The 26,491-nt window shown below is 63.1% G+C and carries 25 protein-coding genes; 10 read left to right on the top strand and 15 right to left on the bottom strand.

Translation table 11 applies throughout. The annotated features are described in order from the left end of the window. Nucleotides 1-115: 115 nt before the first annotated feature. From PHO31112_RS09360 to PHO31112_RS09330, 7 genes are all read left to right on the top strand, one after another. Nucleotides 116-1,333 carry an oligosaccharide flippase family protein gene (locus PHO31112_RS09360; RefSeq protein WP_174995641.1) on the top strand — a complete coding sequence of 406 codons (1,218 nt, stop codon included), beginning with the start codon at nucleotides 116-118 and terminating at the stop codon, nucleotides 1,331-1,333. Between the two features lie 4 nt (nucleotides 1,334-1,337). Continuing rightward, nucleotides 1,338-2,474 carry a glycosyltransferase family 4 protein gene (locus tag PHO31112_RS09355; RefSeq protein ID WP_150620266.1) on the top strand — a complete coding sequence of 379 codons (1,137 nt, stop codon included), beginning with the start codon at nucleotides 1,338-1,340 and terminating at the stop codon, nucleotides 2,472-2,474. Continuing rightward, nucleotides 2,471-3,601 carry a glycosyltransferase gene (locus tag PHO31112_RS09350; protein WP_150620265.1) on the top strand — a complete coding sequence of 377 codons (1,131 nt, stop codon included), beginning with the start codon at nucleotides 2,471-2,473 and terminating at the stop codon, nucleotides 3,599-3,601. The genes PHO31112_RS09355 and PHO31112_RS09350 overlap by 4 nt, the downstream gene beginning before the upstream one ends. Nucleotides 3,602-3,606: 5 nt before the next feature. Then, complete coding sequence (locus PHO31112_RS09345) at nucleotides 3,607-4,764, top strand: glycosyltransferase family 4 protein (RefSeq protein ID WP_150620264.1); 1,158 nt, start codon at nucleotides 3,607-3,609, stop codon at nucleotides 4,762-4,764. A gap of 54 nt (nucleotides 4,765-4,818) precedes the next feature. After that, nucleotides 4,819-5,916, top strand: a complete 1,098-nt coding sequence (locus PHO31112_RS09340; protein WP_150620263.1) for an MraY family glycosyltransferase — start codon at nucleotides 4,819-4,821, stop codon at nucleotides 5,914-5,916. 55 nt (nucleotides 5,917-5,971) lie between these two features. After that, nucleotides 5,972-7,063: an MraY family glycosyltransferase gene (locus PHO31112_RS09335; RefSeq protein WP_150620262.1), complete on the top strand. Its 1,092-nt coding sequence runs from the start codon at nucleotides 5,972-5,974 to the stop codon at nucleotides 7,061-7,063. A 96-nt stretch (nucleotides 7,064-7,159) separates the two neighbouring features. Then, nucleotides 7,160-8,182 (top strand): symmetrical bis(5'-nucleosyl)-tetraphosphatase, encoded by a 1,023-nt coding sequence (locus tag PHO31112_RS09330; RefSeq protein WP_150620261.1) that lies wholly within the window; start codon nucleotides 7,160-7,162, stop codon nucleotides 8,180-8,182. 77 nt (nucleotides 8,183-8,259) lie between these two features. Here the strand turns inward: PHO31112_RS09330 and PHO31112_RS09325 are convergent, their stop codons facing one another. The 7 genes from PHO31112_RS09325 to PHO31112_RS09295 all read right to left on the bottom strand — a co-directional run bounded on the left by PHO31112_RS09325 (nucleotide 8,260) and on the right by PHO31112_RS09295 (nucleotide 14,351). Beyond that, on the bottom strand, nucleotides 8,260-9,090 hold the full coding sequence (locus PHO31112_RS09325) for a lysophospholipid acyltransferase family protein (protein ID WP_150620260.1): 831 nt from the start codon (nucleotides 9,088-9,090) through the stop codon (nucleotides 8,260-8,262). A gap of 12 nt (nucleotides 9,091-9,102) precedes the next feature. Then, the gene (locus PHO31112_RS09320) at nucleotides 9,103-10,371 is read right to left on the bottom strand and encodes a dihydroorotase (protein WP_150620259.1); all 1,269 of its coding nucleotides are present in this window, start codon (nucleotides 10,369-10,371) and stop codon (nucleotides 9,103-9,105) included. Between the two features lie 7 nt (nucleotides 10,372-10,378). After that, entirely contained in the window at nucleotides 10,379-11,356 is a 978-nt protein-coding gene (locus tag PHO31112_RS09315; RefSeq protein ID WP_150620258.1) for an aspartate carbamoyltransferase catalytic subunit, read from the bottom strand. A gap of 80 nt (nucleotides 11,357-11,436) precedes the next feature. Next, nucleotides 11,437-11,865: a Holliday junction resolvase RuvX gene (ruvX, locus tag PHO31112_RS09310; protein ID WP_010804065.1), complete on the bottom strand. Its 429-nt coding sequence runs from the start codon at nucleotides 11,863-11,865 to the stop codon at nucleotides 11,437-11,439. After that, entirely contained in the window at nucleotides 11,862-12,431 is a 570-nt protein-coding gene (locus PHO31112_RS09305; protein WP_150620257.1) for a YqgE/AlgH family protein, read from the bottom strand. The genes ruvX and PHO31112_RS09305 overlap by 4 nt, the downstream gene beginning before the upstream one ends. Before the next feature lie 176 nt (nucleotides 12,432-12,607). After that, complete coding sequence (locus tag PHO31112_RS09300; RefSeq protein ID WP_150620256.1) at nucleotides 12,608-13,987, bottom strand: hypothetical protein; 1,380 nt, start codon at nucleotides 13,985-13,987, stop codon at nucleotides 12,608-12,610. A 193-nt stretch (nucleotides 13,988-14,180) separates the two neighbouring features. Beyond that, nucleotides 14,181-14,351 (bottom strand): rubredoxin, encoded by a 171-nt coding sequence (locus PHO31112_RS09295; RefSeq protein WP_006400971.1) that lies wholly within the window; start codon nucleotides 14,349-14,351, stop codon nucleotides 14,181-14,183. 215 nt (nucleotides 14,352-14,566) lie between these two features. On the opposite strand from PHO31112_RS09295, the gene thiD reads away from it, so the two are divergent. Beyond that, nucleotides 14,567-15,403, top strand: a complete 837-nt coding sequence (gene thiD, locus PHO31112_RS09290; RefSeq protein WP_150620255.1) for a bifunctional hydroxymethylpyrimidine kinase/phosphomethylpyrimidine kinase — start codon at nucleotides 14,567-14,569, stop codon at nucleotides 15,401-15,403. Nucleotides 15,404-15,463: 60 nt separating this feature from the next. Here the strand turns inward: thiD and PHO31112_RS09285 are convergent, their stop codons facing one another. The 8 genes from PHO31112_RS09285 to recA all read right to left on the bottom strand — a co-directional run bounded on the left by PHO31112_RS09285 (nucleotide 15,464) and on the right by recA (nucleotide 23,894). Beyond that, nucleotides 15,464-17,260: a Wzy polymerase domain-containing protein gene (locus tag PHO31112_RS09285; RefSeq protein ID WP_150620254.1), complete on the bottom strand. Its 1,797-nt coding sequence runs from the start codon at nucleotides 17,258-17,260 to the stop codon at nucleotides 15,464-15,466. A 176-nt stretch (nucleotides 17,261-17,436) separates the two neighbouring features. Beyond that, nucleotides 17,437-17,955, bottom strand: a complete 519-nt coding sequence (locus PHO31112_RS09280) for a pilin (protein ID WP_150620253.1) — start codon at nucleotides 17,953-17,955, stop codon at nucleotides 17,437-17,439. 230 nt (nucleotides 17,956-18,185) lie between these two features. Next, nucleotides 18,186-18,914 carry a TerC family protein gene (locus PHO31112_RS09275; RefSeq protein ID WP_150620252.1) on the bottom strand — a complete coding sequence of 243 codons (729 nt, stop codon included), beginning with the start codon at nucleotides 18,912-18,914 and terminating at the stop codon, nucleotides 18,186-18,188. A gap of 147 nt (nucleotides 18,915-19,061) precedes the next feature. Further along, nucleotides 19,062-19,943, bottom strand: a complete 882-nt coding sequence (gene sucD, locus PHO31112_RS09270; protein WP_010804058.1) for a succinate--CoA ligase subunit alpha — start codon at nucleotides 19,941-19,943, stop codon at nucleotides 19,062-19,064. Nucleotides 19,944-20,027: 84 nt separating this feature from the next. Beyond that, a complete protein-coding gene (gene sucC / locus PHO31112_RS09265) occupies nucleotides 20,028-21,194 on the bottom strand; it encodes an ADP-forming succinate--CoA ligase subunit beta (RefSeq protein WP_150585619.1) in 1,167 nt (388 codons plus the stop codon). Then, nucleotides 21,191-21,877, bottom strand: coding sequence for a DUF2889 domain-containing protein (locus PHO31112_RS09260; protein ID WP_150620376.1), 687 nt, complete (start codon nucleotides 21,875-21,877; stop codon nucleotides 21,191-21,193). Before PHO31112_RS09260 ends, sucC begins: the two co-directional genes overlap by 4 nt. Nucleotides 21,878-22,186: 309 nt before the next feature. Next, complete coding sequence (recX, locus tag PHO31112_RS09255; protein ID WP_150620251.1) at nucleotides 22,187-22,732, bottom strand: recombination regulator RecX; 546 nt, start codon at nucleotides 22,730-22,732, stop codon at nucleotides 22,187-22,189. A gap of 94 nt (nucleotides 22,733-22,826) precedes the next feature. Further along, the gene (gene recA, locus PHO31112_RS09250) at nucleotides 22,827-23,894 is read right to left on the bottom strand and encodes a recombinase RecA (RefSeq protein ID WP_150620250.1); all 1,068 of its coding nucleotides are present in this window, start codon (nucleotides 23,892-23,894) and stop codon (nucleotides 22,827-22,829) included. 202 nt (nucleotides 23,895-24,096) lie between these two features. Between recA and PHO31112_RS09245 the strand changes: the two genes are divergently transcribed. Further along, complete coding sequence (locus PHO31112_RS09245; RefSeq protein ID WP_010804053.1) at nucleotides 24,097-24,789, top strand: response regulator transcription factor; 693 nt, start codon at nucleotides 24,097-24,099, stop codon at nucleotides 24,787-24,789. Between the two features lie 134 nt (nucleotides 24,790-24,923). Then, nucleotides 24,924-26,483 carry a sensor histidine kinase gene (locus tag PHO31112_RS09240; protein ID WP_425495170.1) on the top strand — a complete coding sequence of 520 codons (1,560 nt, stop codon included), beginning with the start codon at nucleotides 24,924-24,926 and terminating at the stop codon, nucleotides 26,481-26,483. Nucleotides 26,484-26,491 lie beyond the last annotated feature (8 nt).

Here is a 26,491-nt window from a genome sequence, read left to right as displayed (position 1 = left end):
GTCATGGCCCGCCTCGGTAGCCGCACGACATGACAAGCGCATGAAGTCCACCCGCACCGGCCTCGCAGGGCCGGTTTTGCTTATCTTGAGAACGAGTGAGCCGCGCGAGCGCCACATGCCCTATCGCACCATCATTCGCAACATCCTCTGGATGCTGACCGAGCGCGGCGCGCAGATCGCCGGCGGCATCGCAGTCTCCGGCCTTCTGGCCCGCAGTCTCGGCGCCGCACAGTTCGGCCTGTTTCAATACGCGCAATCGCTCGTGTTCCTCGCTGCGTCCCTCACGTTGCTGTGCGGCAGCGAGGTCGTGGTACCGCGTCTGGTCGGCAAGCCCGAGGCCGACCAACGCACGGTCATCGCACACGCCTTCGTGCTGCGCCTGGCCGCCGCCGCCGTCGCCTACACGATTCTCGCCATCTACATCATCGGCTTCGCGGAGTCCGACCTGGTAGCCGTCGCCCTCTGGCTCGGCGTGGCGCTTTGGTTCCGCGAACCCTTCGGCATCGTGATCGCATGGCTTCAGGCACGCACCTTCAACCGTCCGAGCGTGAGCGCCAACCTCTGCGGGCTGGGCGTCAAGCTCGCGCTCGTGGCCGTGCTGTTCCTGATGCATGCGCGCGTTGCCGCGTTCGCCGTCGTCTACGCCATCGAGGCTATCGTGGCCGCCGCGCTGCTCGTGCGCTATTACCTGAAGCATTCGCCGAAGACGCCGGTGATCTGGCAACGCCAACTGTTGCTCGACCTGCTCGCCAGCGGCATGACGTTCTGGGGCGGGTTGATGCTCATGATTCTCTTCAAGCGCATTGACCAACTCGTGCTCAAACCGCTCATTCCGCTCTCGGAGCTGGGGGCCTACGCCGCCGCCATGCAAATCACGGAGAACTTCGTGCTTGTCGCGCCGATCATCGCGAATTCGCTGGCGCCGCAACTGGTTTTCCAGACGGCCGACAATGCCACCGCGAGGCGCAACACCGTGCGCGCCGTATGGCTGATGGTGGCCGCGGGTGCGAGTCTGGCGATTCCGATTGCGCTGCTGTCCCCCTGGATCGTGCATCTGATTTACGGTGCAGGGTTTGCCGAGTCGGCGCAGATTCTGCGCGTGTCGGCGCTCATGGGGATTCTCGTGTTCGCCGACGCTGCGCTGAACCTCACGCTGATTCGCCGCGGCGCCGGACGTTGGGTCGTCGCGAAATGGCTGTGTGCCGCCGTGGTGGCTTTCGTTGTCGTACGCGGGCTCGCACCGCAGTTCGGCGCGCTCGCCGGAGCATTCGGCTTCGGTGCGGGCTACGCAGCCGCGCTGGTGCTTGGCGTCTGGCTGCTCCGACGGGACTGACACGATGACACCGGCTCATACTCCGCATTCCACCGGCCCGCGCACGGTCTGCCTGTTCACCGGCACGCTCGCGGCCTTTGCCGGCGCCGAACGCGCGGCGGCCACACTGGCGAATGCGCTCGCGGCACGCGGACATCGCGTGCATGTGCTCTCGCTTTGGGGCCACACCCCCGTCTTCCCGTTGGCACCGGGGGTGGCGCATCACGCGATGTTCGCCGAGCGCGTGGCCTTCAAACGTCACTATTTGTTCATCGTGCAGCAGGTGCGGCGTTACGTGCGCGGGCATGCCATCGATGTGATGATCGACGTCGACCCGATGCTCGCCCTCTATACGGTGCCCGCCACGCTCGGCCTGCCGCTGCATCGCGTGGCCTGGGAGCACAGCACGTACGCCAGCGACCTCGGCCGACGCGCACGCCGGTGGGCGCGCGCGCTGGCGGCACGCAGATACGACGCCGTCGTTGTCCTCACCGAGGCCGATTGCAGCGCTTGGCAGAGGCAGCATCCGAACGCTCGCGCACAGTTCGTCGCGCTGCCCAATCCGCTCGGCATCGCGATCCCCGATACGGCGCCTGAGCACCTCGACGAGCGCTGCATTCTGGCCGTCGGGCGTCTCATTCCGGAGAAAGGCTTCGACCGGTTGATCGACGCCTGGGCGCGCATTGCGCATGACGCCCCCGGTTGGCGCGTGCGCATCGTGGGCGACGGGGCGTTGCGCGATGCCCTGCGCGCGCAAGCACGCGACGCGGGCGTCGCCGACAGTGTCGAGGTGCTTCCCGCTGTGACCGACATCGCGCAGTACTACGCGCGAGCGGCAATCTACTGCCTGCCGTCGCGACGCGAGAGCTTCGGACTGGTGCTCATCGAAGCGAAGGCCTATGCGGTACCTGTCGTGGCTTACGCTGCCGACGCCGGTCCGCGCGCGCTGCTGAATGACGAGGTCGACAGCCTCGTCATGGACGACGGCGACCTCGACGCGCTGGCGGGCGCGCTGTCCCGCCTGATCGGCGACGCTTCGCTGCGACGCAGACTCGGGCTGGCCGGCTACGCGCATGCGCAGGCCTTCCGGCCCGATGCCATCGCAGCACGTTGGGAAGCCCTTTGGACCGAGAGGAAGTCAACGCCGGAGGCCGCACGATGAGGATTGCCTTGTTCGTCACCGGTCTGCAACTGGGCGGCGCCGAGACCCAGGTCGTGGATCTTGCCCGGGGGTTTCTCGCGCGCGGTCACGACGTCGATCTGATCTCGCTGACCGGGACTTGCGCGATCGACTTGCCGGAGTCGCCACGGCTCACGCGCATCGAACTGAAAGCGAACAAGACGCCGTGGTCGCTCGCATGTGCGCTGCGGCGGCTCGTCTCGCATCTGCGAGCGTGGAAACCGGATGTCGTGCACGCCCACATGGTGCATGCCAATCTGCTCGCACGCGTGGCGCGCTGGTTTGTACGAATGCCGGTGCTTGTGACGAGCGCCCACAGCCGTAATGAAGGGGGGCGTCTGCGGATGCTGGCCTATCGGCTGACCGACCGGTGGGCCGACCTGACGACCAACGTCAGCGAGGACGCCGTGGCGGCATTCGTCGCACAGCGCGCCGCCCCTGCCGCACGTATCGCGAGCATGCCCAACGGCATCGATACGGCGCGTTACCGTCCCGACACCCAAGCGCGTTCGCAGTGGCGCGCCGCCGTTCATGCAACGTCATCCGACGCGACGCCGATCGTCTTCGCCGCCGGCCGGATGGTCGAAGCGAAGGACTATCCGACGTTGATCGACGCATTCTCGCATGTGCGGCGCGAATTGCCCGAAGCACGCCTGTTCATCGCGGGTGACGGCCCCCTGCGCACCTCGGTGCAGGCACTCGTCGATACCCGTGGGCTTGCCGGTGCCGTCACCTTGCTCGGGCGTCGCGACGACATTGCGCAATGGATGTGTGCCGCAGATGTGTACGCGATGTCGTCTGCCTGGGAAGGATTACCGCTGGTGATCGGCGAGGCGATGGCCAGCGGCTTGCCCGTGGTGTCGACCGATTGCGGGGGCGTGCGCGAACTGGTCGGCAGCGGCCCGGCCAATACGCTGGTGCACGTGGGCGATGCGCGGGCGCTGGGCGACGCCCTGATTCGCCACCTGCACGCCGACGCGAGCGTGCGCCAGGCGGCCGGTGCGGCCAATCGCGAGCGCATTCTCGCCCATTACTCTCTCGATGCCGTTGTGACGCGATGGCTCGAGATCTATGCCCGACTGGCCGCGGCGCGAGCCGCAACCCACTGAACCCCATGCAAGCACCCGTTCTTTTCTGCTCGAATTCCTTCTGGTCGATCCACAACTTTCGTGGAGGTCCGATCCGCGCGCTGCTCGCAGAGGGGTATCCGGTCCATGTCGTCGCCCCGGATGACGACTACTCGCCGCTGCTGCGCGAGATGGGCTGCACGGTGCACATCATGCCGATGGCATCGAAGGGGCAGAATCCGCTTCAGGACATCGCCCTGACAATGCGCCTGTACCGTCTGTATCGGCGCATTCGTCCGGCCGTCTGTTTTCACTACACGATCAAGCCGAACATCTACGGCGCCGTGGCGGCTCATTGGGCCGGCATTCCGTCGGTATCCATCACGACCGGCTTGGGCACCGTGTTCATTAACAAGTCCCTCATCACGCACGTTGTCCGTTTGTTGTACCGGTACGCGTTCCGGCACACGCTGGAGAACTGGCTGCTCAACGAATCGGACTTCGACGCCATGGTCCGGGGTGGACTGGTCGATCTACGAAAAGCGCGCCTGCTTCCCGGGGAAGGGGTCAATCTCGAGCATTTTGCGCTTGCCTCGTGGCCGGGTGACGACGGTACGTTCCGATTCCTGTTGATTGCGCGGCTATTGCGAGACAAGGGCGTGCTGGAGTACGTCGACGCCGCACGCGCGCTCAAGGCGTCGATGCCCCACGTTCGATGCCAATTGCTGGGACCTGCGGACGTTGAAAATCCGACGGCAATCTCACGAGAACAGGTCGCCGCGTGGGAGCGGGAGGGTCTCGTCGAGTACTTGGGCGTGACGCAAGAAGTGCGCCCCTTTATCGCGCAAGCACACTGCATCGTGCTGCCATCCTACCGGGAAGGTCTGTCGCGGACGTTGCTCGAGGCGAGTGCCATGGGACGCCCCGTGATCACGACCGATGTTCACGGATGCCGTGAGGTGGTGAGCGAAGGTGTGACGGGATGGGTCGTACCGGCGCAGGATTCGGCCGCACTGGCCTCACGAATGAAGCATGTGGCAGGCATGCCCGCGCGAGATCTTACGGCGGTTGGACGGGCTGGGCGTGCTAAAGTAGCGCACAATTTCGACGAGCGATTGGTAATCGCCGAGTATTTCAGAATACTTGGCGAAGTCACCGGGAGGCCCCCCACGCCCCGCCAAGACCCACGTTTAACCGGGATTTAGCGTGAACATCAACCGCAGATAAGAACTAAGTAACGCGATTAACTTGTCCGTACTATGCTGAACCTGACCTTGGCATTGATGGTTTCATTCATCACTACGCTACTAATTGTGCGGTATGCCCATGTGCATGCGCATTTTTCCAGCGATAGCGATACGAAAGGGGTTCAGAAGGTCCACGCTCACCCTGTTCCGCGAATTGGCGGGCTGGGGATTATGCTGGGTCTGGTCGTCGCAGCAACGTTTGCGACGATCAACCATCGCGGTGAACGGCTCGAAGAGATCCTGCTGCTTGCCGCCTCTGCTGCCCCTGTGTTTCTGGGCGGGTTCATTGAAGACGTCACCAAACGCGTGTCGCCGCGTAACCGTTTGCTATGCGCGATGGCATCGGCGCTCGCGGCCTATTGGTTGCTGGGCATCCACATCAATCGAGTCGATGTTGCGCCAATTGACCGGCTTCTCGCCATTCCCGTAATTTCAGTCGGGTTGACGGTCATTTGCACGGCGGCCATGACGAACGCCATCAATATCATCGACGGCTTCAACGGTCTCGCCGCGATGGTCAGCGTATTCATGTTCTTGTCGCTCGGCTATGTCGCTTTTCAAGTTGGCGACGGTATCGTGCTCGCTGCGGCCATGATTATGGTCGGTGCCATTCTCGGCTTCTTTATTCTGAATTATCCGAACGGGCTGATTTTTCTGGGGGACGGCGGCGCCTATTTCATCGGGTTCATGCTCGCAGAACTTGCCGTCTTGCTCGTCATGCGGAATCCTTTGGTCTCTCCCTGGTATCCGGCGCTCATGCTGCTTTACCCGATTTTTGAGGTCTGTTTCTCGATATATCGGCGGCGTTTCGTGCGAGGGGTCTCCCCCAGCATGCCGGACGGCGTGCATCTGCACATGCTCATTTACAAACGAGTGCTGCGCTGGGCCGTCGGCTCAAAAGTCGCCGCACAGCTCGCCCGGCGTAATTCGATGACCTCGCCCTATCTCTGGGTGCTGTGCCTGTCGGCGGTCATCCCGGCAACGATCCTCTGGCGTCATAGCGGCCTGTTAGCGGCCTGTTGTCTCGTATTCATCGTCGTGTACGTCTGGTTGTATCAGCGAATCGTGCGATTCCGCTCACCGCGCTGGATGATTTTCAAAAAGAAGTGAGCCGTCTCCAGAATCCTCTCTTCGATAGCCGCGTCATCGGCTGTCGCACTGCATCATGCTGAGTCTTGCCATCGCCCTCGTCGTGTCGTTTATCGCGACGCTGTTGATCGTGCGCTACACGCACGTTCACGCCCGCTTCTCCGGCGATAGCGATGTCGCTGGGGTGCAGAAGTTTCACGTACGTCCGGTGCCGCGTATCGGCGGCATCGGCATCCTCGCGGGCCTGCTCGTGGCGGCCGCGGCGCTGGGGGTCTCCTACCCCCAGGTCTCGCGCGACATTGTGCTGCTCATCGCCTGTGGCCTGCCTGCGTTCCTCTCCGGCTTCATCGAGGACCTGACCAAGAAGGTGACGCCAACGGTCCGCCTCGTCTGCACGATGATTGCCGCCCTGCTGGCGTGGTTCGTACTCGATATCCACATCACCCGCATCGACATCGGCATCGCCGACCGTGCGCTGATGCTCGCCGCCGTGTCGGTGCCGCTGACCGTGCTGTGCGTTGCCGGCATGGCCAACGCGGTCAACATCATCGACGGCTTCAACGGCCTCGCGGCCATGGTCGCGATGATCATGTTCGCCTCGCTCGGCTATGTCGGATTTCAGGTGCAGGACCCCGTCGTGCTGACCACGTCGATGATCATGGTAGGCGCCATTCTCGGATTCTTCATCTTCAACTTCCCCGGTGGCCTGATTTTCCTGGGGGACGGCGGCGCCTATTTCCTCGGCTTCATGCTGGCCGAAATCGCCGTATTGCTGGTCATGCGCAACCCGCAGGTCTCGCCGTGGTATCCCGCCCTTATGGTGATTTACCCCGCCTTCGAAGTCTGCTTCTCGATCTACCGAAAGCGCTTCGTGCGCGGCATCTCGCCGGGCATCCCCGACGGTGTGCATCTGCACATGCTCGTCTACAAACGGTTGATGCGCTGGGCTGCGGGCGCACGAACGGCGAGCGCGCTGACGCAACGCAACTCCTTGACCTCGCCGTACCTTTGGCTGCTATGCTTGCTGGCAGTGATTCCGGCAACGGTTTTCTGGCGACATAGTCTGGTGCTAGCGCTGTGCTGCATCGCCTTCATGGTGACGTATGTCTGGCTGTACCTGCGCATCGTTCGCTTCAAAGCGCCACGCTGGCTGATCTACAAGAAATGAAAGACCACGGGGGGGCAAAGCACACGAAGGTGTGTCGCTGCGGCACGCGGAATCCCCCTGACAGGGACAACAAGACAAGACAGCGCCACCTACGCGATGCGTAACATCTATGCCATCGGCGACCTGCAAGGTTGCCAAACGTCGTTTGAGCAACTGCTCGCCCGCCTGCCTCAGGACGCGGATCTCTGGCTTGCCGGCGATCTCATCAATCGTGGCCCGCGTTCGCTCGACACGCTGCGTCAGGTCATCGCGCTGGGCAAGCGCGCGACGGCCATCCTCGGCAATCACGATCTGCATCTGCTCGCCGTGGCGGCCGGTGTGCGTCAGGCTCACGGCAGCGATACCATCGACGACATTCTCAACGCCCCCGACCGCGATGCCCTCATCGACTGGGTTCGTCATTTGCCGCTTGCACACCTCGCGCATGGCCATCTGATGGTACATGCCGGCGTGCTGCCGCAATGGGACGCCACACAGGTCATCACGCTCGCCCGCGACGTGGAGGCGCAACTACGCGGCCCGAACTGGAAGACATTCCTCTCGCGCATGTTCGGCAATCAGCCCGACCAGTGGCAAGAAGGGCTGAGCGACGAGGACCGCCAGCGTCTCACGATCAACGCCCTGACCCGTATGCGCTTCTGCACCGCCGACGGCCGCATCGACTTCAAGATCAAGGAAGGCGCCGATGCGGCCACGACCGAACTGAAGCCCTGGTTCGACGCACCGGGGCGTCGTACGGCCGACGTCACGGTGGTGTTCGGTCACTGGTCCGCACTCGGCCTGGTGATGCGTGAGAACGTGTTGGGACTCGATACGGGCTGCGTCTGGGGAGGAAAATTGACGGCGGTGAAACTCGCCAGCTCCCCTGCCGAGCGCGACCTGATTCAGATCAATTGCCCACAGATTCGCGACCCGTTTACCCTGGCGGACGGCAAGAAGCGCGCCAAGATGAAGAAGGCCGATAAGGCGGAAGACGCCTTCAAGGCCGCGAAAGCCGAGAAGCTCGGCAAAAGCGCGCGCAAGCTCGACAAGGCCGATAAACCGGCCAAAGCGGACAAGACCGAGAAGATTGAGAAGGCCGAGAAAGCGGAAAAAGGGGCAAAGCGCAAAGGCGATTGACGACGGGGGGCGTCCGCGTCTCCAGATCAAACGAAAACGGCGACATGCAGGCGCCGTTTTTTTCTTCGGCGCTCGTGTCAGACCTGAACCGCCTGTGCGGCGTCGCCCTCTTCGTCGCTCAACACCGAATCACGCGAACCCACCGAACCGCTTTGCGGCAGCACGGCCTCCGGCAAGAATCGCTGTAGGGCGTCGCCAACCGCCTTCTGCGCACCAAGTGCAAACTCGCGCCGATGCTGCCCTTCCTGCGGATACTGCGGCCCGTCGACCGACAGCCGTACCGTCATGGGAGGTGCGCGCAGAATCATGTCGATGGACTCGATCAGACTCATCTCGCCAATGTACGCCGGAGCCATCGTATAGCGTCCGCTCGCGGCATCGGTGTAGAACAGGCACAACGGCTGCACAGGCTTCCCGGTGCTCACCGGCGCTTGCAGCAGGTTGGCGTGGAACGGCAACAGGCTACGTCCATCGGTGGTCGTGCCTTCGGGGAAGACCGTGATGATGTCGCCGTCGCGCAGGCAATCCGACAGGTAATGCATGATGCGGCGTGCGTCGGCACGGCGCTCGCGTTGCAGGAAGATCGTGCGCGTCTGCACGCACAGCCAGCCAACCAACGGCCAATGGCGAATCTCGGCCTTCGCGACGAAGCGCACCGGTTGCCACGCGTTGATCGCGAAGATGTCGATCCACGACACATGATTACATAGCAGCATGACACCACTGTCAGGCAACGGGGCATGTTGTTCGACCTCGAGACGCATGCCGCACAGCTTCAACAGCTTCTGCGACCACGCACGAATGCGGCGGTGCTTGGCCGCCTCGGACAGAAACGGGAAGAAGATCAGCGCAGTCAGCAGGCCACGCGACAGGTGCAGGCCGAGACGAAGTTTTTTGATGAAGAGCACGGCAATCGCATCCTAAACGGCGAGGGTTTCGTATGCCACGTGGCCACCGACCAGCGTGAAACGTACTTGACCCGGCAATTCGTATCCCAGGAACGGGGTGTTGTGGCCAGCACTGCGCAAATTCTGCGCGGCAACCGTCCAGTGCGCCGAGGGCGCAAACACACAAACATCGGCCGGCTGTCCCGGTGCGAGACGGCCAGCGCCCGGTGCGACGGCAGCAAGACGCTGCCCCGGTGCGTGCGTCACGCGTGCGAGCGCATCGATCAACGGCACGCGCGCCTCGTCGGCCCACTTCAGCACCAGCGACAAGAGTAGTTCCAGACCGCTCGCGCCCGGCGCGGCTTCCGCAAACGGCACCAGACGGGCGTCGGCTGCGAGCGGCGTATGGTCGGAACAGATGGCGTCAATCGTGCCGTCGCGCGCCGCTTCCCGGATGGCTTCGCGGTCGCGTTGCGCGCGCAGCGGCGGATCGAGCCGATACTGGGCATCAAAATAACCGATATCCATGTCCGTCAGATGGAGATGGTGGGCGGCAACGTCGCACGTGAGCGGCAAGCCTTCGGCCTTTGCCGCACGCACGAGCGCCAACCCTGCAGCAGACGACAATCGGCATAGATGCACCCGCGTGCCCGTAACGCGCACGAGTTCGAGAAGGGTGTGAAGCGCGATCGTCTCGGCAGCCACCGGAATACCCGCCAGCCCCAGACGCGATGCGACGGCCCCGCTGGCAGCCACGCCACCCGCGGCCAGTGACGCATCCTGCGCACGTAACCATACCGTCAGCCCGAATGTCCCCGCGTATTCCAGCGCGCGCAGCAACGTGCGGTTATCGGCCATCGGCGCATTTGCCTGCGAAAGCCCGATGCAGCCCGCCTGCGTCAATTGCGCCATTTCCGTGAGTTCACGCCCGGCGAGGCCGACCGTCAGCGCGCCCAGGGGGTGTACCTGGGCAAGCTGTGTGGCGCGCTCGCGCAATTGCAGCATCTCGACAAGCGCCGGCTCATCCAGCACAGGGTCGGTATCCGGCGGGCAAACCACGCGCGTCACACCGCCTGCGAGCGCCGCTGCCGCTTCGCTGGCTGCGCTCACGCGGCGTGCGGACAGATCGACAAGCCCGGGCATGACCACCAGGCCCGTCATATCGATCGTGCGCGCGGCTGTAAAGCCGGCAGGCGCCACACCTAGCGCGGCGATGTTTCCGTCGGCGACGAAGACGTCCTGAATATGGTCGGTTCGGGTCACGGGATCGATGACGCGCCCGCCCTTCAGATGCAATTTCATGGCGCGCCTACCCGTGGTTTGCGGCGACGATGCTCATCACCGCCATGCGCACGGCGATGCCGAACGACACTTGTCCAAGAATAACCGACTGCGGGCCGTCTGCGACCGCCGAGTCGATCTCCACGCCACGGTTCATCGGGCCGGGATGCATGACGATGGCATCGGACCTGGCCAATGCAAGGCGCTCCGGGGTCAGGCCGTAATACTTGAAGTACTCGGCGGCGGACGGCAGCAAGGCACCGCTCATCCGCTCGTTCTGCAAACGCAACATGATGACGACGTCCACATCGCGAAGCCCTTCGTCCATGTCGTGAAACACGCGCACGCCGAGTTGCTCAAGCCCCGTGGGCAAGAGGGTGCGCGGGCCGATGGCGCGCACTTCCGGCACGCCTAACGTCGTGAGCGCATGAATGTCGGAACGCGCCACGCGCGAATGCAGAATGTCGCCCACGATCGCGACCGTCAGGTTCTGAAATTCGCCCTTGTGATGGCGAATCGTGTACATGTCGAGCAAGCCTTGCGTGGGGTGCGCGTGACGCCCGTCGCCTGCGTTGATGACATGCACACGCGGCGCGCAATGCTCGGCAATCAGGTAAGGCGCGCCCGACTGCGCGTGACGCACGACGAACAGGTCCGCATGCATCGCCGACAGGTTGCCGATGGTATCGAGCAACGTTTCACCCTTGCTCGTCGACGACGCGTTGATATTCAGATTCAGCACATCGGCCGACAGGCGCGCTGCCGCGATCTCAAACGTCGTCCGCGTACGTGTCGAATTCTCGAAGAAGAGGTTGAAGACCGACTTGCCGCTGAGCAATGGCACCTTCTTCACGTCGGCATCGTTCACGCCGACGAACTGCGTGGCGGTGTCGAGAATGTGTGTCAGCACGGCGCGCGGCAGCCCCTCCACCGTCAGCAAGTGCTTCAATTCACCGTGGCGGTTGAGCTGGGGGTGGCCGCGTCGCCCGAGGATTCCGTTAGCCATGCAGGGAAGACTCCGTGCCGACGCGGCGCTGTACGGCGGCGGCACGCAGAAGACTGTCGGGCGTGATGCCGGTCAGGCGCTCAGGCAGGTACATGCTCGTCGAAGTACTGCTGGAGGATGATGCGAGCGGCTTCGGCGTCGAGCGATGTCTTTTGAGAGACCTTGACGCCCGCCTCGGCCAGCGCCGCCGCAGCGGCGACCGACGAGTAGCGTTCGTCGACCCACACGACCGGCACGTCGAATCGTCCGTTGAGTTGATTTCCGAAACGTTTGGCTTGCTGGGTCATCGCGTGCGGCGTGCCGTCAGGATGGCACGGCAGTCCGACGACGATAAGCTCAGGCTGCCATTCGGCAATGAGCTTGCCGGTCTCGGCGAACCGGACTTCGCGATTGAGATTGGCAAGAACGGTGAGCGCGCGGGCCTCGCGCAGCATGAGATTGCCGATCGCCACGCCGATCCGGCGCTCGCCGTAATCGAAGGCGAGTACCGTGGCACTGCCAGCCGTCATGCGTGACCTGCGTCGGCGGAGAGCATCGACGACGTTACGCCGAGTAGCGCAAGCGCTGCGTCGAAGCGTTCGGCCGGCGGCACTTCGAACACGATGCCTGGCTCGGCGGCGACGGTCAGCCAGCCATTGCGGCCGATCTCGTCTTCCAGTTGCCCCGCCCCCCAGCCCGAGTGCCCGAGCGTCAGCAGAAAGCGGCTCGGTCCCTGTCCGTTGGCCACGGCTTCGAGCACGTCTTTCGACGTCGTCATCTCAAGGCCGCCTGGCACCGACAGCGACGAGCTGTACGTTGTGCCGGTCGACTCGTGCAGCACGAAGCCGCGCTCGGTCTGCACCGGACCGCCAAAGAACACCGGCTGATGCGCAAGGGGGTCGATTTCCAGCTTCAGATCGAGGCGCTCGAAGAGCGATTGCAGATCGATGTCGGTCGGACGATTGATGACCAGCCCGATCGCACCCTTTTCGCTGTGCTCGCACAGGTACACGACGGTGCCGGAAAACGTCGGATCGGCCATGCCCGGCATGGCGATAAGGAACTGATTCGTGAGATTGATACGGTCGTTCGGCATAGGGCCAAAGTTTATCGGAACCTGTTTGACGGTCTGCCGCTCGGTGTCGCACTCCGCAGCAGGGTATGGCTCCCGCGCGAGCTCGCAGCACCTGCCTGCGGCCGGTCAGCGGACGAACATTTTCCGCATCGTGGTACGGCGATCGGCCGCCAAAGGCGACCTTTGCGCCGACTTTATCACGGAACGTCGCGCCCGGTGACGAGCCGCTGCCCGAATATACTGGCATCCAGCGCACGCTCCCGCCACATTGCCATGTCGGCAATCAGGTCCGGGCGCGATTCCGGATACGTGTCAGCCGCAAACTGGTGAAGCATGCCACGCAATGCCTTGACGGTCATCGCCAGCGCCGCCGGACCGCCCGGCTCCGCAGGCGGCGAAACCGCGAGTCGCTCGCCCGTCGCGGCCACCGCTGCCGCGAGCCGCGCGACAGGTGCCAGTCCGATAGCTGCGGAGTATTCCGCGACCTTCGCGGCCACCGCCGGATCGTTCAAATTCGGAAGCGCCTCATCGGCGAGACTGAGGAACGTCTGACAAACGTCCTGCCGTACCGCCAACGGACCAATGCGCAGCCAGTCGCGCGAACTGCTGCCCGCGCCCTGTTTCTGCGCCACTTGTACGGCGTCGGCCAAGGGTTCGGGTAGACGCCCGCCAGGGCGGCGCAACACGCCGAAGTCGGCCAGCAGCGTGCCCAGCCAGCTATCTGGCGCCTGCGCATGCCACGTCGCCAGCGCTTCGAGCAGATCGTGTCCGGGCACCACCTCGTTGGCCCCCTTCCCGCTGGCGCCGGCCGTTGCGGACGCTGGCGTTGCGTCCCCCGGCCCACTGGGGCGGGCCAGTTGCTTGCGCAGCGCCAGATTCATCCGCCCGATCTGGCGTTTGTCGGCCAAACTCAGCGGGGCACGCGCGAACCGCAGCCACGCCGCGGCCAGACGCCAGTAATCGAGCGGTGCCGTCGCCCCGGCACGGTGGAGATCGGCGGCGAGATCGGCCAGTTGCGCCAGCGCCGCCGTGGTGTCGGTCGCGTCCGCATCGGGACGCAACAGGCGCAACAGGACTCGCTCGACGTCGGCGCGCAACGGCGCCGTACCGGCAGGCAGCCCGTGCAGGCGCGGGGGCGCAATCGCCCATCCGGCCATCCGAAGCTCTCCCGGCGATGGCGCACCGGACCAGCTTTCGGCAGCGGCAGCGGTGTCTGCCGAGGCAGGTGCGGCGGCAGGAGTGGCCCCCGCCTGCCAGATGTCGCGCTCGAACTGACGCAGCGCGTTGCGCTGCGCGTCCTGACTGCCCAGCTGCCCATACGCCGCCTCGGCAATCGCCTGGACAAGGCGCTCGCCGTGCAGCGCCCAATCGGCGTGGCCGCTCGACTGGAGCAGACGATTGGCGCGTCGCAACGGCCCGAGCGCAGCGGCCGGGCCGTTCGACCAGGCGTCGGACGCTTCGGTCAGCGCTTCCGCCACCTCGGGCAAACGCCACAAGGGGGCCGTGTCACGCGCCTCACGCGCAGACGCGCCGGGGGTATTGATGGTGGTGTCGGAAGGCGTTTGCGGCGTCACCATAGGCCATCTCCTGGCCATGCGGCCGGTCTTCGTGAATTCGGGCGGGAGGTCCGCCGCGTCACCGGCCCGGCCGATGGCCGGGCGGATCGCCGAGCACAGTGCCGTACAGACGGCTTAATGGGGCTCGGAGACATCGGAGAACGCGGCAAACGCGCGGGGATCTCGGAGAAACAGGCGGCTGAGCCGCCCAGCCTCAGATCTGCACCATCTCGAAGTCTTCCTTGCGCGCACCGCACTCGGGGCAGGTCCAGTTGATGGGTACGTCTTCCCAGCGTGTACCGGGTGCAATACCCTCGTCGGGCAAACCTGCCTCTTCGTCGTAAATCCAACCGCAAATGAGGCACATCCAGCTCTTGTATTCCATTCTTTCTTCAGCGACGAGCGTTCCGTTACAATGGCTTGTCAACCGCTTCGGGCCCCGCCGGCAGAGATGTCGTGCGGTGTTGTGGGAACCTTGGCCGGTGCATTGTCCGGACAGGTGGCGCCCACGGCGCTTTTCAGCGCTCCGAAACGGGCATTTAAGGCGTGATGGTACCAACGAACCCAAGGCCTGACCAGATCGCCGTCTATCCTGCCTCCATGCACACTGAATCCCCTCCTATTCTCCTGACCTTCGGACTCTCCGATCCCACTTCGGCAACTGGCGTGCAGGCCGACCTGCTCACCTTCGCCAGCATGGGCGGTTATGGCGTGTCGGTGCTCACCGGCTACTCCTCCCAGGACTCACGCACTTGCGATGAAGTGCAACCGATCGATCCGGACTGGATCGCCGACCAGGCGCGCATGCTGCTCGAGGACATGCCCGTCGCCGCCTTCAAGGTCGGGAGCGCCATCAACGCCGAAAACGTCGCGGCCATCGCCGAGATCGTGGCCGATTACGACGAGACACCCCTCGTTGTAGCGCCCGATTTCGGATTGGCAGGGGAGCATCTGCTCTCGGCCGACGAATTGCGCGAAGCTACAGCCAACCTCCTCGTGCCGCAGGCCAGTGTACTTGTCGTGAGCCCGGCCAGCGCCGTTGCACTGGCGCAGACCGTCACGGAAAATGAGAATCTTTCGCTCGACGAAGCGGTCTCCATCCTGCTGGAGAACGGCTGCGAGTTCGTTCTGGTGAGCGACAGCAACGCGCCGCAATTCACGCACACGCTCTATGCCGACGGCGGCGTCGTGCGCGAAGACGCCTGGGATCGTCCACCCCACAACGTGGCTGGCGCCATCGACACGCTGGCGGCCGCCGTCACCGCAATGCTCGCCAATGGCCTTGCCGTGCCCGAGGCGGTACGCGAAGCACAGGAGTATTTACAGCAGGTGCTGGAGAATGCGTTTCGTCCGGGCATGGGACGCCATTTCCCCGACCGCTTCTTCTGGGCCCGCAGTGAAGAGACAGATCAGGAGAGCGACACCCCCGAAGCCTGAGCCTTCGATGGGAAATGATGGGAAATACCGGAAAGCAATACGCCCGCGTCATCGATGTGACTACGACAACTGGCGCGACTTCCCTTGCGGAGACTCCATCGCGTCGTCGTCCGCATCCCCCTTCGGACGGCCCCACACCTCGATCACCCGTTTGACGAAAGGCGCCAAATCATCGCCCTGGGCCCGCAACATGCGGACCAGTGAGGCGTATTGGCCTTCGAAAGTCGCCGAGTTGTAGTTCTTCAGACGGCGAATGTCTTCCAGCGCTTCGTCGTCGCGTCCTGCGATGGCGAGCAGCACGATATAACGCTTGATCATCGTCGGTCCGGCACCCAGCGCCAATGCTTCGCGATGCGCGACCAGCTTTTCGTCGAGCTGATCGCGCCCCAGGAACAAGGCCCCTGTGACCGCGTAGTCACCGTACGGTGCGAAGAAAAGCGCGGGATCGGTGCGATACGTGTCGATCTTGCCAGCGCGATACGCCACCTCGACGCGCTGATAGTCGTGATAGAGCCAGGGAATCGCTACGCACGCAAACAGCAGGACCACGCCGTTGATGGCACCGGTCGCAGTCGGCGACACACTGTCGATCGGCTTCGTCTCGCAAAAACCGAGCAGGAACATGGCAGGCAGCAGGAAGAATGCATAGTGCTGCGGATACTCCAGCATAGCGTGCACGGCAAGCATGCCGAGCAGAACGAACGCGAGCGCGATCGGTGGCGTTTTGATGCCGCGCACGGCGCGCACGCACCAGAACGCCAGCGGCGCCAGGATCGCCAACGTGCCGATGATGCCGGTCTTCGCGAGCAAATCGAGCAACACGTTGTGGGCGTTGTCGGCCATCTCGACCGGGCCGAGCTTATCGACCAGCGCAAACTGCGCGTCGATGTAATTCGACCACCCCGCCCCCAACCACCAGTGCTCGCGGAAGATCGCCAGACCGTACTCCCACAGGTTCAGGCGCCCCGTCACTTGCCCCGCCTGCTGCATGCGGGCCACCGCACTGCCGTCGAGCTGCAATCCCCAGGCCACATTTGCCCAGCCGACGAACATCGTCATCAGCGCGAGCAGGGGCAGGATCGCGGCCGGCACGAACCATCGCATCGAGCGGCGCATGGTGCGCGTCGGCTCGGTACGCTCCATCCACACGAGCCATAAGCCCGACGCCGAGAGCAGCGCCAGTTGCAGCCACGGCGTGCGCGACCCGGTCAGACAGATGCCGATATCGAACGCGGCGCAAGCGGCCAGCCAGAACCAGGCGGGCAGCTTGCGTTGATACCAGAGATAGAATGCGCCCGCGTTCGCGAGCGACAAATACGTCGCCAGATGATTCGGCTGGTACATATTGCCGAACAGTCGCCGGGCGGCCGTCACGGAGTACCTGGCCACCAGCCATGGCACGTTGCCTTCCAGATGAAATGCCTGCAGAACCTGCGCACCCACCGCATACAGCCCGCCGAGCGTGAGCGCCACGGCACTCCATCGCATCAGTACGTTGCGCCAGCCAAGTTGCGCGAGCCAAAAGCCTGCGCTTACCGCCACAATCATGGCCACGCCGTAGAGCAATGCCGTCATCATCAGTTGCGGCAGCTCGGTTGGCATCGTGGCACGTTGCATAAGAATGACCGCCACGAACGCAAACGGCGTCCAGGTGACGCGCGGCATACGCAGCACCCGAGTGTCGCGTTGCCACGCGGCAATCATCGCGAGCAAGCCGAGTACGCCGAAGAGCGAAAACGTCAACGCTTCCGCATAGAACGTGGAAATTGGGTATGTGTGCTTGACGAGGTTATAGGGCAAGGCCCAGATCAGGGCTACCGTGAGCCCGATCATCGAGAGAAGCAAAGGAGGAAACAAGATCGCCGCCGTGCACTGCACCGGTTGGAAGATGCGCAAGCATAACGAAAAATGGCCGCCCCGGGGGCAGCCATTTCGTGCCTGACGCGCGCGAATACGCCGTCAATGAATCCATGGTCTCAGAAGGTCGGGCGCATAACGATGGGTGATGCGCCACGACCGCCTGCAGACCGGATTCAGGCCCCCTTGGACGCGGTGCCGCGGCACTCCGGCGGTGCCATTTTGGCCGGCAACGTCGCACCGTTCGGCGCGCCTTCGCGGCCTTGTGCGTAACACGTCCATACGATCTGACCTTCAGGCGCCTTGCCCGCCGTCAGTGCCTTGGGCGCACCGTCGGCACCCGCGCTCGTGGGCACCAGCACGATGGCGCCGTCGCCCGCACGTTGCGTGTAGGCGATCGTCACGTTACCGCTCACGGAGTCGATGCTCACCGAGTTCACGTTATCGGTCGCGCTCGGTGCCTGCCAGCCGCTATTGAACGGCGCACCATGCATGGCATTCTCGCTCACGAGTGCCTTGGCGGAGGCCGCAACCCCCAACCCTTCGACTACGCGTGCGCGCACCAGATAATTCTGCAGATACGGAACCCCTGCCGTGACCAACACGCCGATGATCGCCAGCACGATCATCAGCTCGATCAGGGTGAAACCCCGAGACTTGGCGATACCGGTGGTCCGGTGGCCGAAACGACGCATTGTGTAACTCCCTGCGAAAACAATGAAAACAAAAGGGACATCGGGGGGAAGTGGGCGGAGTATGCCACAGCCCCAACGGCAAGCGCCCTGCCGCAGATCAATATCGGGCGGAGCCGTACGGGTGGAGAGAATCATCCTAGCCTGAGCCAGGACGATTCGTCCGATCGGGGAGCAATCTTCGCGGACAATCCACCGTCAACCGAGAGCAACGATCTGCGCAATGGACTCGATTATTTCGAAGAGGTTGCACGCAATTGACGTGCCTCGCTACGTCGCTTGAGTACGAGTCCGACCACCACGACCAACGCGGCACCCATGCCGGACGCCACGTAATGCGTGTATTCGGCTGCGGCTCCCGGCAGATGCAGCAGGTGGCCGACGCCCGGATCGGAGACGATCAGACCGCCCGCAATCCAGCCCAGCAGTGCGGCACCGGCGATGACGATGAACGGAAAGCGGTCGAGCGCCTTGAGCACCAGTTGCGATCCCCAGACGATCAGTGGAATGCTCACAAGCAGGCCGAAGATCACGAGCGGCAATTGATGATGATCGGCGGCGCCTTCTGCCGCGCCGGCAATCGCGATCACGTTATCGACGCTCATCACCAGATCGGCCACGATGATGGTCTTGACGGCGGTCCAGAGCTTGTCGGCCGGTTTCACGCTGTCGTGGGCGTCCTGGTCGGGCACCAGCAGCTTGATACCGATCCAGAGCAGTAGCAGCCCGCCCAGTGCCTTGAGATACGGCACCGCGAGCAGCGTCACGGCGAACGCGATCAGGATCACGCGCAGCACGATTGCGCCAACCGTCCCCCACATCACCCCCTGCAGACGTTGCTTGGCCGGCAGGTTGCGACAGGCGAGCGCGATCACCACGGCATTGTCGCCACCCAGCAGGATGTCGATCATGATGATCTGCAGGACTGCGGCCCAGTTCAGCTCGGCAAAAAACGCAAGCATGGCGGGAATATCCTCGGGAACGAATGAAACGAATGATTTGAGAAAAGCAATAACAAAAAAGGGAGCCCGATGCTCTGGGCTCCCTCTTTACTGACCGATTGCACGGCCGCCGATTCCTGCGGCCGTCATGCAGTCATCCGGCGGGAATTACAGCGCTGCCTTGAGCAGACGGCCCATTTCCGACGGATTACGGGTCACCTTGATACCGCAGGCATCCATGATTTCCAGCTTGGCTTCAGCCGTATCGGCACCGCCCGAGATCAGCGCGCCGGCGTGGCCCATGCGCTTGCCCGGGGGCGCCGTCACGCCCGCGATGAAGCCGACGACCGGCTTCTTCATGTTGCCCTTGATCCACTCGGCAGCCGTCGCTTCGTCCGGACCACCGATTTCACCGATCATGATGACGGCGTCCGTGTCCGGATCGTCGTTGAACATCTGCATGACATCGATGTGCTTCAGACCGTTGATCGGGTCGCCACCGATACCGACAGCGGTCGACTGGCCCAGACCCAGGGCGGTCAGCTGGCCCACGGCTTCGTACGTCAGGGTACCCGAGCGCGACACCACGCCGATGCGACCCTTCTTGTGGATGTGACCCGGCATGATGCCGATCTTCAGTTCGTCCGGCGTGATCACGCCCGGGCAGTTCGGGCCGAGCAGCAGGGTCTTGCGACCTTCGCGACGCATACGGTCCTTCACTTCGATCATGTCACGAACGGGGATACCTTCCGTGATACAGATCGCCAGATCCAGGTCGGCTTCAACGGCTTCCCAGATGGCGGCGGCAGCGCCCGCGGGCGGCACGTAGATCACCGACACGGTAGCGCCGGTCTGCGCCTTGGCGTCCTTGACCGAACCGAAAATGGGAATGCCCTCGAAGTCTTCGCCAGCCTTCTTCGGGTTCACGCCAGCGACGAACGCGTTCTTGCCGTTCGCGTATTCGCGGCACATGCGGGTATGGAACTGGCCGGTTTTGCCAGTGATACCCTGGGTGATGACCTTAGTATCTTTGTTGATCAGAATCGACATTGCTTGATTTCCTTCATCCGGTTGCCGGGCAGCATTCGCACAGCCCCTCGGGGCGGCACGCCGCTGCGGCTTCGACTGTTCTGGTTACTTGCCTGCGGCAGCCGCGACAACCTTCTGGGCAGCTTCTTCCATGCTGTCCGCAGAGATGATCGGCAGGCCGGATTCGGCGAGCATCTTCTTGCCCAGGTCCTCGTTCGTGCCCTTCATGCGCACGACCAGCGGCACCTTCAGCGAGACGGCCTTCGACGCTGCGATCACGCCTTCGGCGATCACATCGCAACGCATGATGCCGCCGAAGATGTTGACCAGAATGGCGGTCAGGTTCGGGTTCTTCAGCATGATCTTGAACGCTTCGGTGACCTTCTCGGTCGTGGCGCCACCGCCCACGTCCAGGAAGTTCGCCGGCTCGCCGCCGAACAGCTTGATGGTGTCCATCGTGGCCATGGCCAGACCGGCACCGTTCACCAGACAACCGATGTTGCCGTCGAGCGAGATGTAGGCCAGATCGAACTTCGAGGCTTCGACTTCAGCCGGATCTTCTTCGTCCAAATCGCGGTAGGCGACGATTTCCGGGTGACGGAACAGGGCGTTCGAATCGAAGTTGAACTTGGCGTCCAGGGCGGTGACCGTGCCGTTGCTGCTCACGTTCAGCGGGTTGATTTCGGCCAGCGATGCGTCGGTTTCCCAGAAGGCCTTGTACAGACCTTGCAGGATCGTGCGGGCTTGCGGGATCGAAGCGTCGGGGATGCCGATCTTCTTGGCCAGATCGTCGGCTTGTGCGTCGGTCAGACCCACGGACGGCTCGATGATGACCTTGTGAATCAGTTCCGGGTGCTTTTCGGCAACTTCTTCAATGTCCATGCCGCCTTCGCTCGAACCCATCATCACGATCTTCTGCGAGACGCGGTCGACCACGAGGCTGACGTACAGTTCGTTCTTGATGTCGGCGCCTTCTTCAATCAGCAGGCGATTGACCTTCTGACCTTCCGGGCCGGTCTGGTGCGTGACCAGTTGCATGCCGAGGATCTGGCTGGCGTATTCGCGCACTTGCTCGATCGACTTGGCAACCTTCACGCCGCCGCCCTTACCGCGACCGCCTGCGTGAATCTGGGCCTTGACCACCCAAACCGGACCGCCGAGTTCCTCGGCTGCCTTCACGGCCTCGTCCACGGAAAACGCCGGAATGCCGCGGGGCACCGCGACTCCGAATTTTCGGAGGATTTCCTTGCCTTGATACTCATGAATCTTCATGCGTGATTCCCTTCTTGCTGAGTTGGAAGTTTGGGTTCGAGCTTGCGAGTCGAAGCGCCATCGCGCACCGCTTCTTTTGTGACGGGCGTCGTGGGCTCGTTCGCTCGATCGTTTGCGCGGCCGTTGAACCAGCGCGGGTAAAACCGGCGCACTGCCTCGCCATCAAACCGCAAGGCGTGACAATGTCCGAGTTGGAAAGGAGGTGCCGAATTATCGGCATCGTTGGCGGTCTTGAGCGCCGTATCGGGTGTGTCAATGACCACCCCGGCAAAGGCCTGAATCGCTGCCGTCGGCAGGACACTGCAAAGCTCTGTCAGATGAGTGCAACCCGACGCGCCGCCAAGGCGCTCGCGGACCGCGTGCCGGAAACCGCGCCGCAGGTTAAGTCCGATCAACTGACGATATTCAGGGCCGATCTGATCGCAAATCCCCGGATACGGCACCCAGTCAGAGACAGCCTCGGCGTCATGCACCTCGAAATTCTCATCGATCGTCAGACGCAGCCAAAGCTCGTGAATCGGCGAGCCTTCCTTGCGAAGTCCCGTTGCCAATGCAAAATCCCGATCCTTATGATCGGTCAGACGGGCTTCGATGTCCCATAGGCCATCCTCGCGCGAATACGCTTCGACAGCGATCGTGCGGCGGTGGCGCAGGGTACGAGGGGCGGGCTCAGAGAGCGGCATGCGAGAGTGTGCAATGCATGAACGCAGAAAGATCTTGATTCTAGCATAGGCCACGGCGACCTCTGCCGCGGTGCAGCAGAAGCCCGCCGCATATGGCCCAATTACCCGACCCATCGGTCGGGTTATCAAAATCGCGGGATCGTCAAACGCATGGTGCAACGCCATATCGCGATAACTGTGGCACGACGTGTCACGCGAGATTCATTGTCATGTCACGCCAACATTCATGCGGATTGCCAACGGGCGGCCGTCGTTGGCACTTCATCGATGAATGGCCGCGTATTTATCAGAAAAGCGATGGAACACGCGTCAAAAGTCGTCCGAAAATTCATCGGCACCACGCACAATTTTGCTGATAACGGTACGTGAAAAACCCCGTGAGGCGAGAAAGCGCATCTGCTTAGCCTGCGCTTCAGGCGTGGTGGCGACCTCGCCGAACTTCTTCTGCCATACGACGCGGGCGCGCGCCAGTTCCGTACCGCGCAACTGTTCCGTGAGCGCCGCGACCGTCTCGGCGTCGACCTGATGCTGCTTGAGTTCGTTGACGATACGTGTCGTACCCAGGCGCGATGCGCGCCGGTTCACCACGCTTTCCGCAAATCGTTCGTTGGACAGCCAGCGCTCCTGCTCGAGCGCGTCGAGCACACGATCGAGCGCTTCGGGGTCCTCGGCATCGGCAAAGGGCACGAGCTTGCGACGCAACTCCGTCCGGCTATATTCGCGGCGCGCCAGATAGGACAACGCACGCGCCTTGAGGCTTAGCACGGGTTTGCGCGATCGCTTGACCGAAACGGCCTCGTCGCCCGGTGGGGGCGGCGGTGCGTTCGAGTCTCGGGGAGGACGGCGATTGATCATGACGTCATCGTGGCGCAATCAAGGCAAGGGCTAGAAAGCAAAAACGGCAACGCGATGCCAAGTGGCTTCGCGTTGCCGTTCCGAAACGAGGTTATCAGGCCTCGTCTTCCTCTTCTTCGATCTCGCCGGTCTCGTTGATCGCCGTCACGCCGAGCGATGCACGCACCTTATTTTCGATCTCGTGAGCGATATCCGGATTTTCACGCAGGAACTCGCGCGCGTTGTCCTTGCCCTGACCGATCTTTTCGCCGTTGTAGCTGTACCAAGCGCCAGCCTTCTCAACGATCTTGGCGTTCACGCCCAGATCGATGATTTCGCCTTCGCGTGAGATCCCCTGACCGTAAAGGATGTCGAAGATGGCTTCGCGGAACGGCGGCGAAACCTTGTTCTTGACGACCTTGACGCGAGTTTCGTTACCGACGACCTCGTCACCCTTCTTGATCGAGCCGATACGGCGAATGTCCAGACGCACCGACGAGTAGAACTTCAGCGCGTTACCGCCCGTCGTGGTTTCCGGGTTGCCGAACATCACACCAATCTTCATACGAATCTGGTTGATGAAGATCACCGTGCTGTTCGTACGCTTGATGGTACCGGTCAGCTTACGCAGGGCCTGAGACATCAAACGGGCTTGCAGCCCCGGCAGCGAGTCGCCCATTTCACCTTCGATTTCGGCCTTCGGCACCAGCGCCGCGACCGAGTCGATGATGATGAGGTCGATGGAGCCCGAACGCACCAGCGCGTCGGCGATTTCCAGTGCCTGTTCGCCCGTGTCCGGCTGCGAGATCAGCAGTTCCGGCACCGAGACGCCCAGCTTGTTGGCATATCCGACGTCGAGGGCATGCTCTGCGTCGATGAACGCGCAGGTGCCACCGATTTTCTGCATTTCCGCCACGACTTGCAGCGTGAGCGTGGTCTTACCCGACGATTCCGGGCCGTAGATTTCGATTACGCGACCGCGCGGCAGGCCACCCACGCCAAGCGCGATGTCCAGACCCAGCGAGCCTGTCGAGACGACTTGGATGTCTGCTTCGACCTCGCCGTCGCCCAGACGCATGATCGAGCCCTTGCCGAATTGCTTCTCGATCTGCGCGAGGGCGGCGGCAAGCGCCTTGCCTTTCTCGGCCGACAGATTGGCAGACCCTTTCTTGCTTTCTTCCATGAATCGTCCTTTGATATGATGAGCGAGACGGCTCGAGTGAGGCGTGAATGCTGGTACTGTATAAAAAAACAGTGCTCTTTGCAAGTGCCTGTTGTCCGAAAGCGCCGAAACGACAAAAAAAGCCGCGAACCACGCGCCGCAACATCACAGGAGACACACCGCCGCCGTCAGGCGCCGGTGCCTACACAAGCCTATCACGCCCATGCGAATTCTCATCGCAGAGGATGACAGCATTCTGGCTGACGCCCTGACCCGCTCGCTGCGCCAGGGGGGCTACGCCGTCGATCACGTCAAGACAGGGCTTGAAGCCGACTCCGCGCTGTCTGCCCAGACGTTCGACCTGCTGATTCTCGACCTCGGTCTGCCTCGTCTGCCCGGTCACGAAGTCCTGCGCCGGTTGCGCGCTCGTAATTCCCATCTGCCCGTGTTGATTCTGACCGCGTCCGACAGCGTCGACGCCCGCGTCAAGGGTCTCGATCTCGGCGCAGACGATTACATGGCCAAGCCTTTCGCACTGGCCGAACTCGAAGCACGCGTGCGCGCATTGACCCGGCGTGGCGCGGGCGGCGGCTCGACGGTCATCCGTCACGGCCCGCTCAGTTTCGATCAGGTCGGGCGCACCGCCTATATCAATGAGCAGATGCTCGACCTGTCCGCCCGCGAACTCGAATTGCTCGAAGTCCTGCTGCTGCGCACGGGCCGCCTCGTCTCCAAGGAGCAACTCGTCGACCATCTGTGCGGTTGGGGGGAAGAGGTGAGCAACAACGCCATCGAGGTATACATGCATCGGCTGCGCAAGAAGATCGAGCCTAGCGGCGTACGCATCGCCACGATCCGCGGGTTGGGGTATTGTCTGGAGAAGCCGGCCGCCACCACGCCAGCGAACGCGGCCTAGTGCGCCGAATACGGCGTCAGCCGTTCCAGCCTCTTTAGTCTTCCCGTCCGATGCGTCTGAGCTTTCGCCACCATCGTCGCGCCCTCCCTGCGGACCCGGACGCCTCGTCTTCCCCGCCGCCTGCGGCGCATGGCATGTCCGCAAGACGCGGCAACACGTTGCCCACCTCGCCCGCCGACGCGACCGATCCGTTCGATCCGGACGCCGACCCATTCGTGCGTCCCGGCTTCGGCGCGCCGCTCGAGCATGAGGCCGAGCCCCCGCCGCGCTCGCTCTTCGGCGAGATCCTCGACTGGATGCTCGCGCCGCTGCTGCTGCTCTGGCCGATGAGCATTGCCGTGACGTATCTCGTCGCAAAATCGATTGCCAATGGTCCGTTCGACAGGGCGCTCGAGACCAACACCTACGTCCTCGCGCAGCAAGTCCATTCGGATCGTGGACAAGTCACGCTGACACTGCCCATGCCAGCACGCGATCTGCTGCGCGCCGACACCACCGACAACGTCTACTTTCAGGTGCTTGGCGCGAAGGGGGAACTCGTGGCCGGCACGGCGGAACTGCCCTTGCCGCATGAAGACGATCGTCCGCAGCCGGGGGTTGTGCAGTTTCGCGACGAGAGTGTCGGCGGCAACGACATTCGTGTCGCGTTCACTTACGTCGATCTGCCCCGCATGGAGCCGCCGGGCAGCATGGCACTCGTGCAGGTCGCAGAGACGCTCGACAAACGCAGCCAACTCGCGAACGAGATCATCAAGGGCGTGATCCTGCCGCAGTTCGTGATCCTGCCATTGGCTATCGTGCTCGTCTGGTTTGGTCTGTCGCGCGGTCTCGCACCGCTGCATGCGTTGCAGGAACATATCCGCGCCCGGCGTCCCGACGATCTGTCGCCACTCGAAGCACGCCAGGCGCCGCCGGAGATCGCGCCGCTCGTCGGTTCGCTCAACGATCTGCTCGCACGGCTCGAACAGAACATGAAACTCCAGCAGCGTTTTATCGCTGACGCCGCCCACCAGCTCAAGACCCCGCTGGCCGGGCTGCGCATGCAGGCGGAACTCGCCCTGCGCCAGACATCGCCTGACGAATTACGCCGCTCGCTCTCGCAAATCGCGGTGAGTTCGGAGCAGGCGGCGCGTCTTGTGAATCAGTTGCTGGCGCTGGCTCGTGCGGAGAACAGCGCGAACGACGCCGCCGCCTTCACGCCGGTCAACCTCAGCGTGCTCGCCCGTAGCGCCATGCAGGACTGGTTCCAGGCGGCCTTCGCCAAACGGATCGACCTCGGCTTCGAGGAGCCGCCGTTCCCCGTGCATCTGTCGGGTCAGCCGGTGATGCTGCGCGAGTTGCTCAACAACCTGATCGACAACGCGATCCGTTACACACCGGCAGGTGGCAAGGTGACGGTTCGCCTGCGGCATGAGGCGTCCGACGGCTTCGTTCATCTTGAGGTCGAAGACACGGGGCCGGGTATTCCGGCATCGGAGCGTCCGCGTGTGTTCGAGCGCTTCTATCGCATTCTCGGCAGCGACAGCGACGGCAGCGGCCTGGGGCTGGCCATCGTGCGGGAGATCGTGCAGATCCATCGTGGCGACGTGAGCGTGCTCGACCATGTCGACGCGCAGCATCCCGAAGCAACCGGCACCCTCATTCGGGTGACATTACCCCTTGCAGACGCGCCTATCGAAAACCCGCATGCGTGACGAAAACA

Source organism: Pandoraea horticolens, from assembly GCF_902459555.1.
GTDB lineage: Bacteria > Pseudomonadota > Gammaproteobacteria > Burkholderiales > Burkholderiaceae > Pandoraea > Pandoraea horticolens.
The sequence above is the reverse complement of the archived record's forward strand: the minus strand, read 5'-3'. Positions and strand labels throughout refer to the sequence as shown.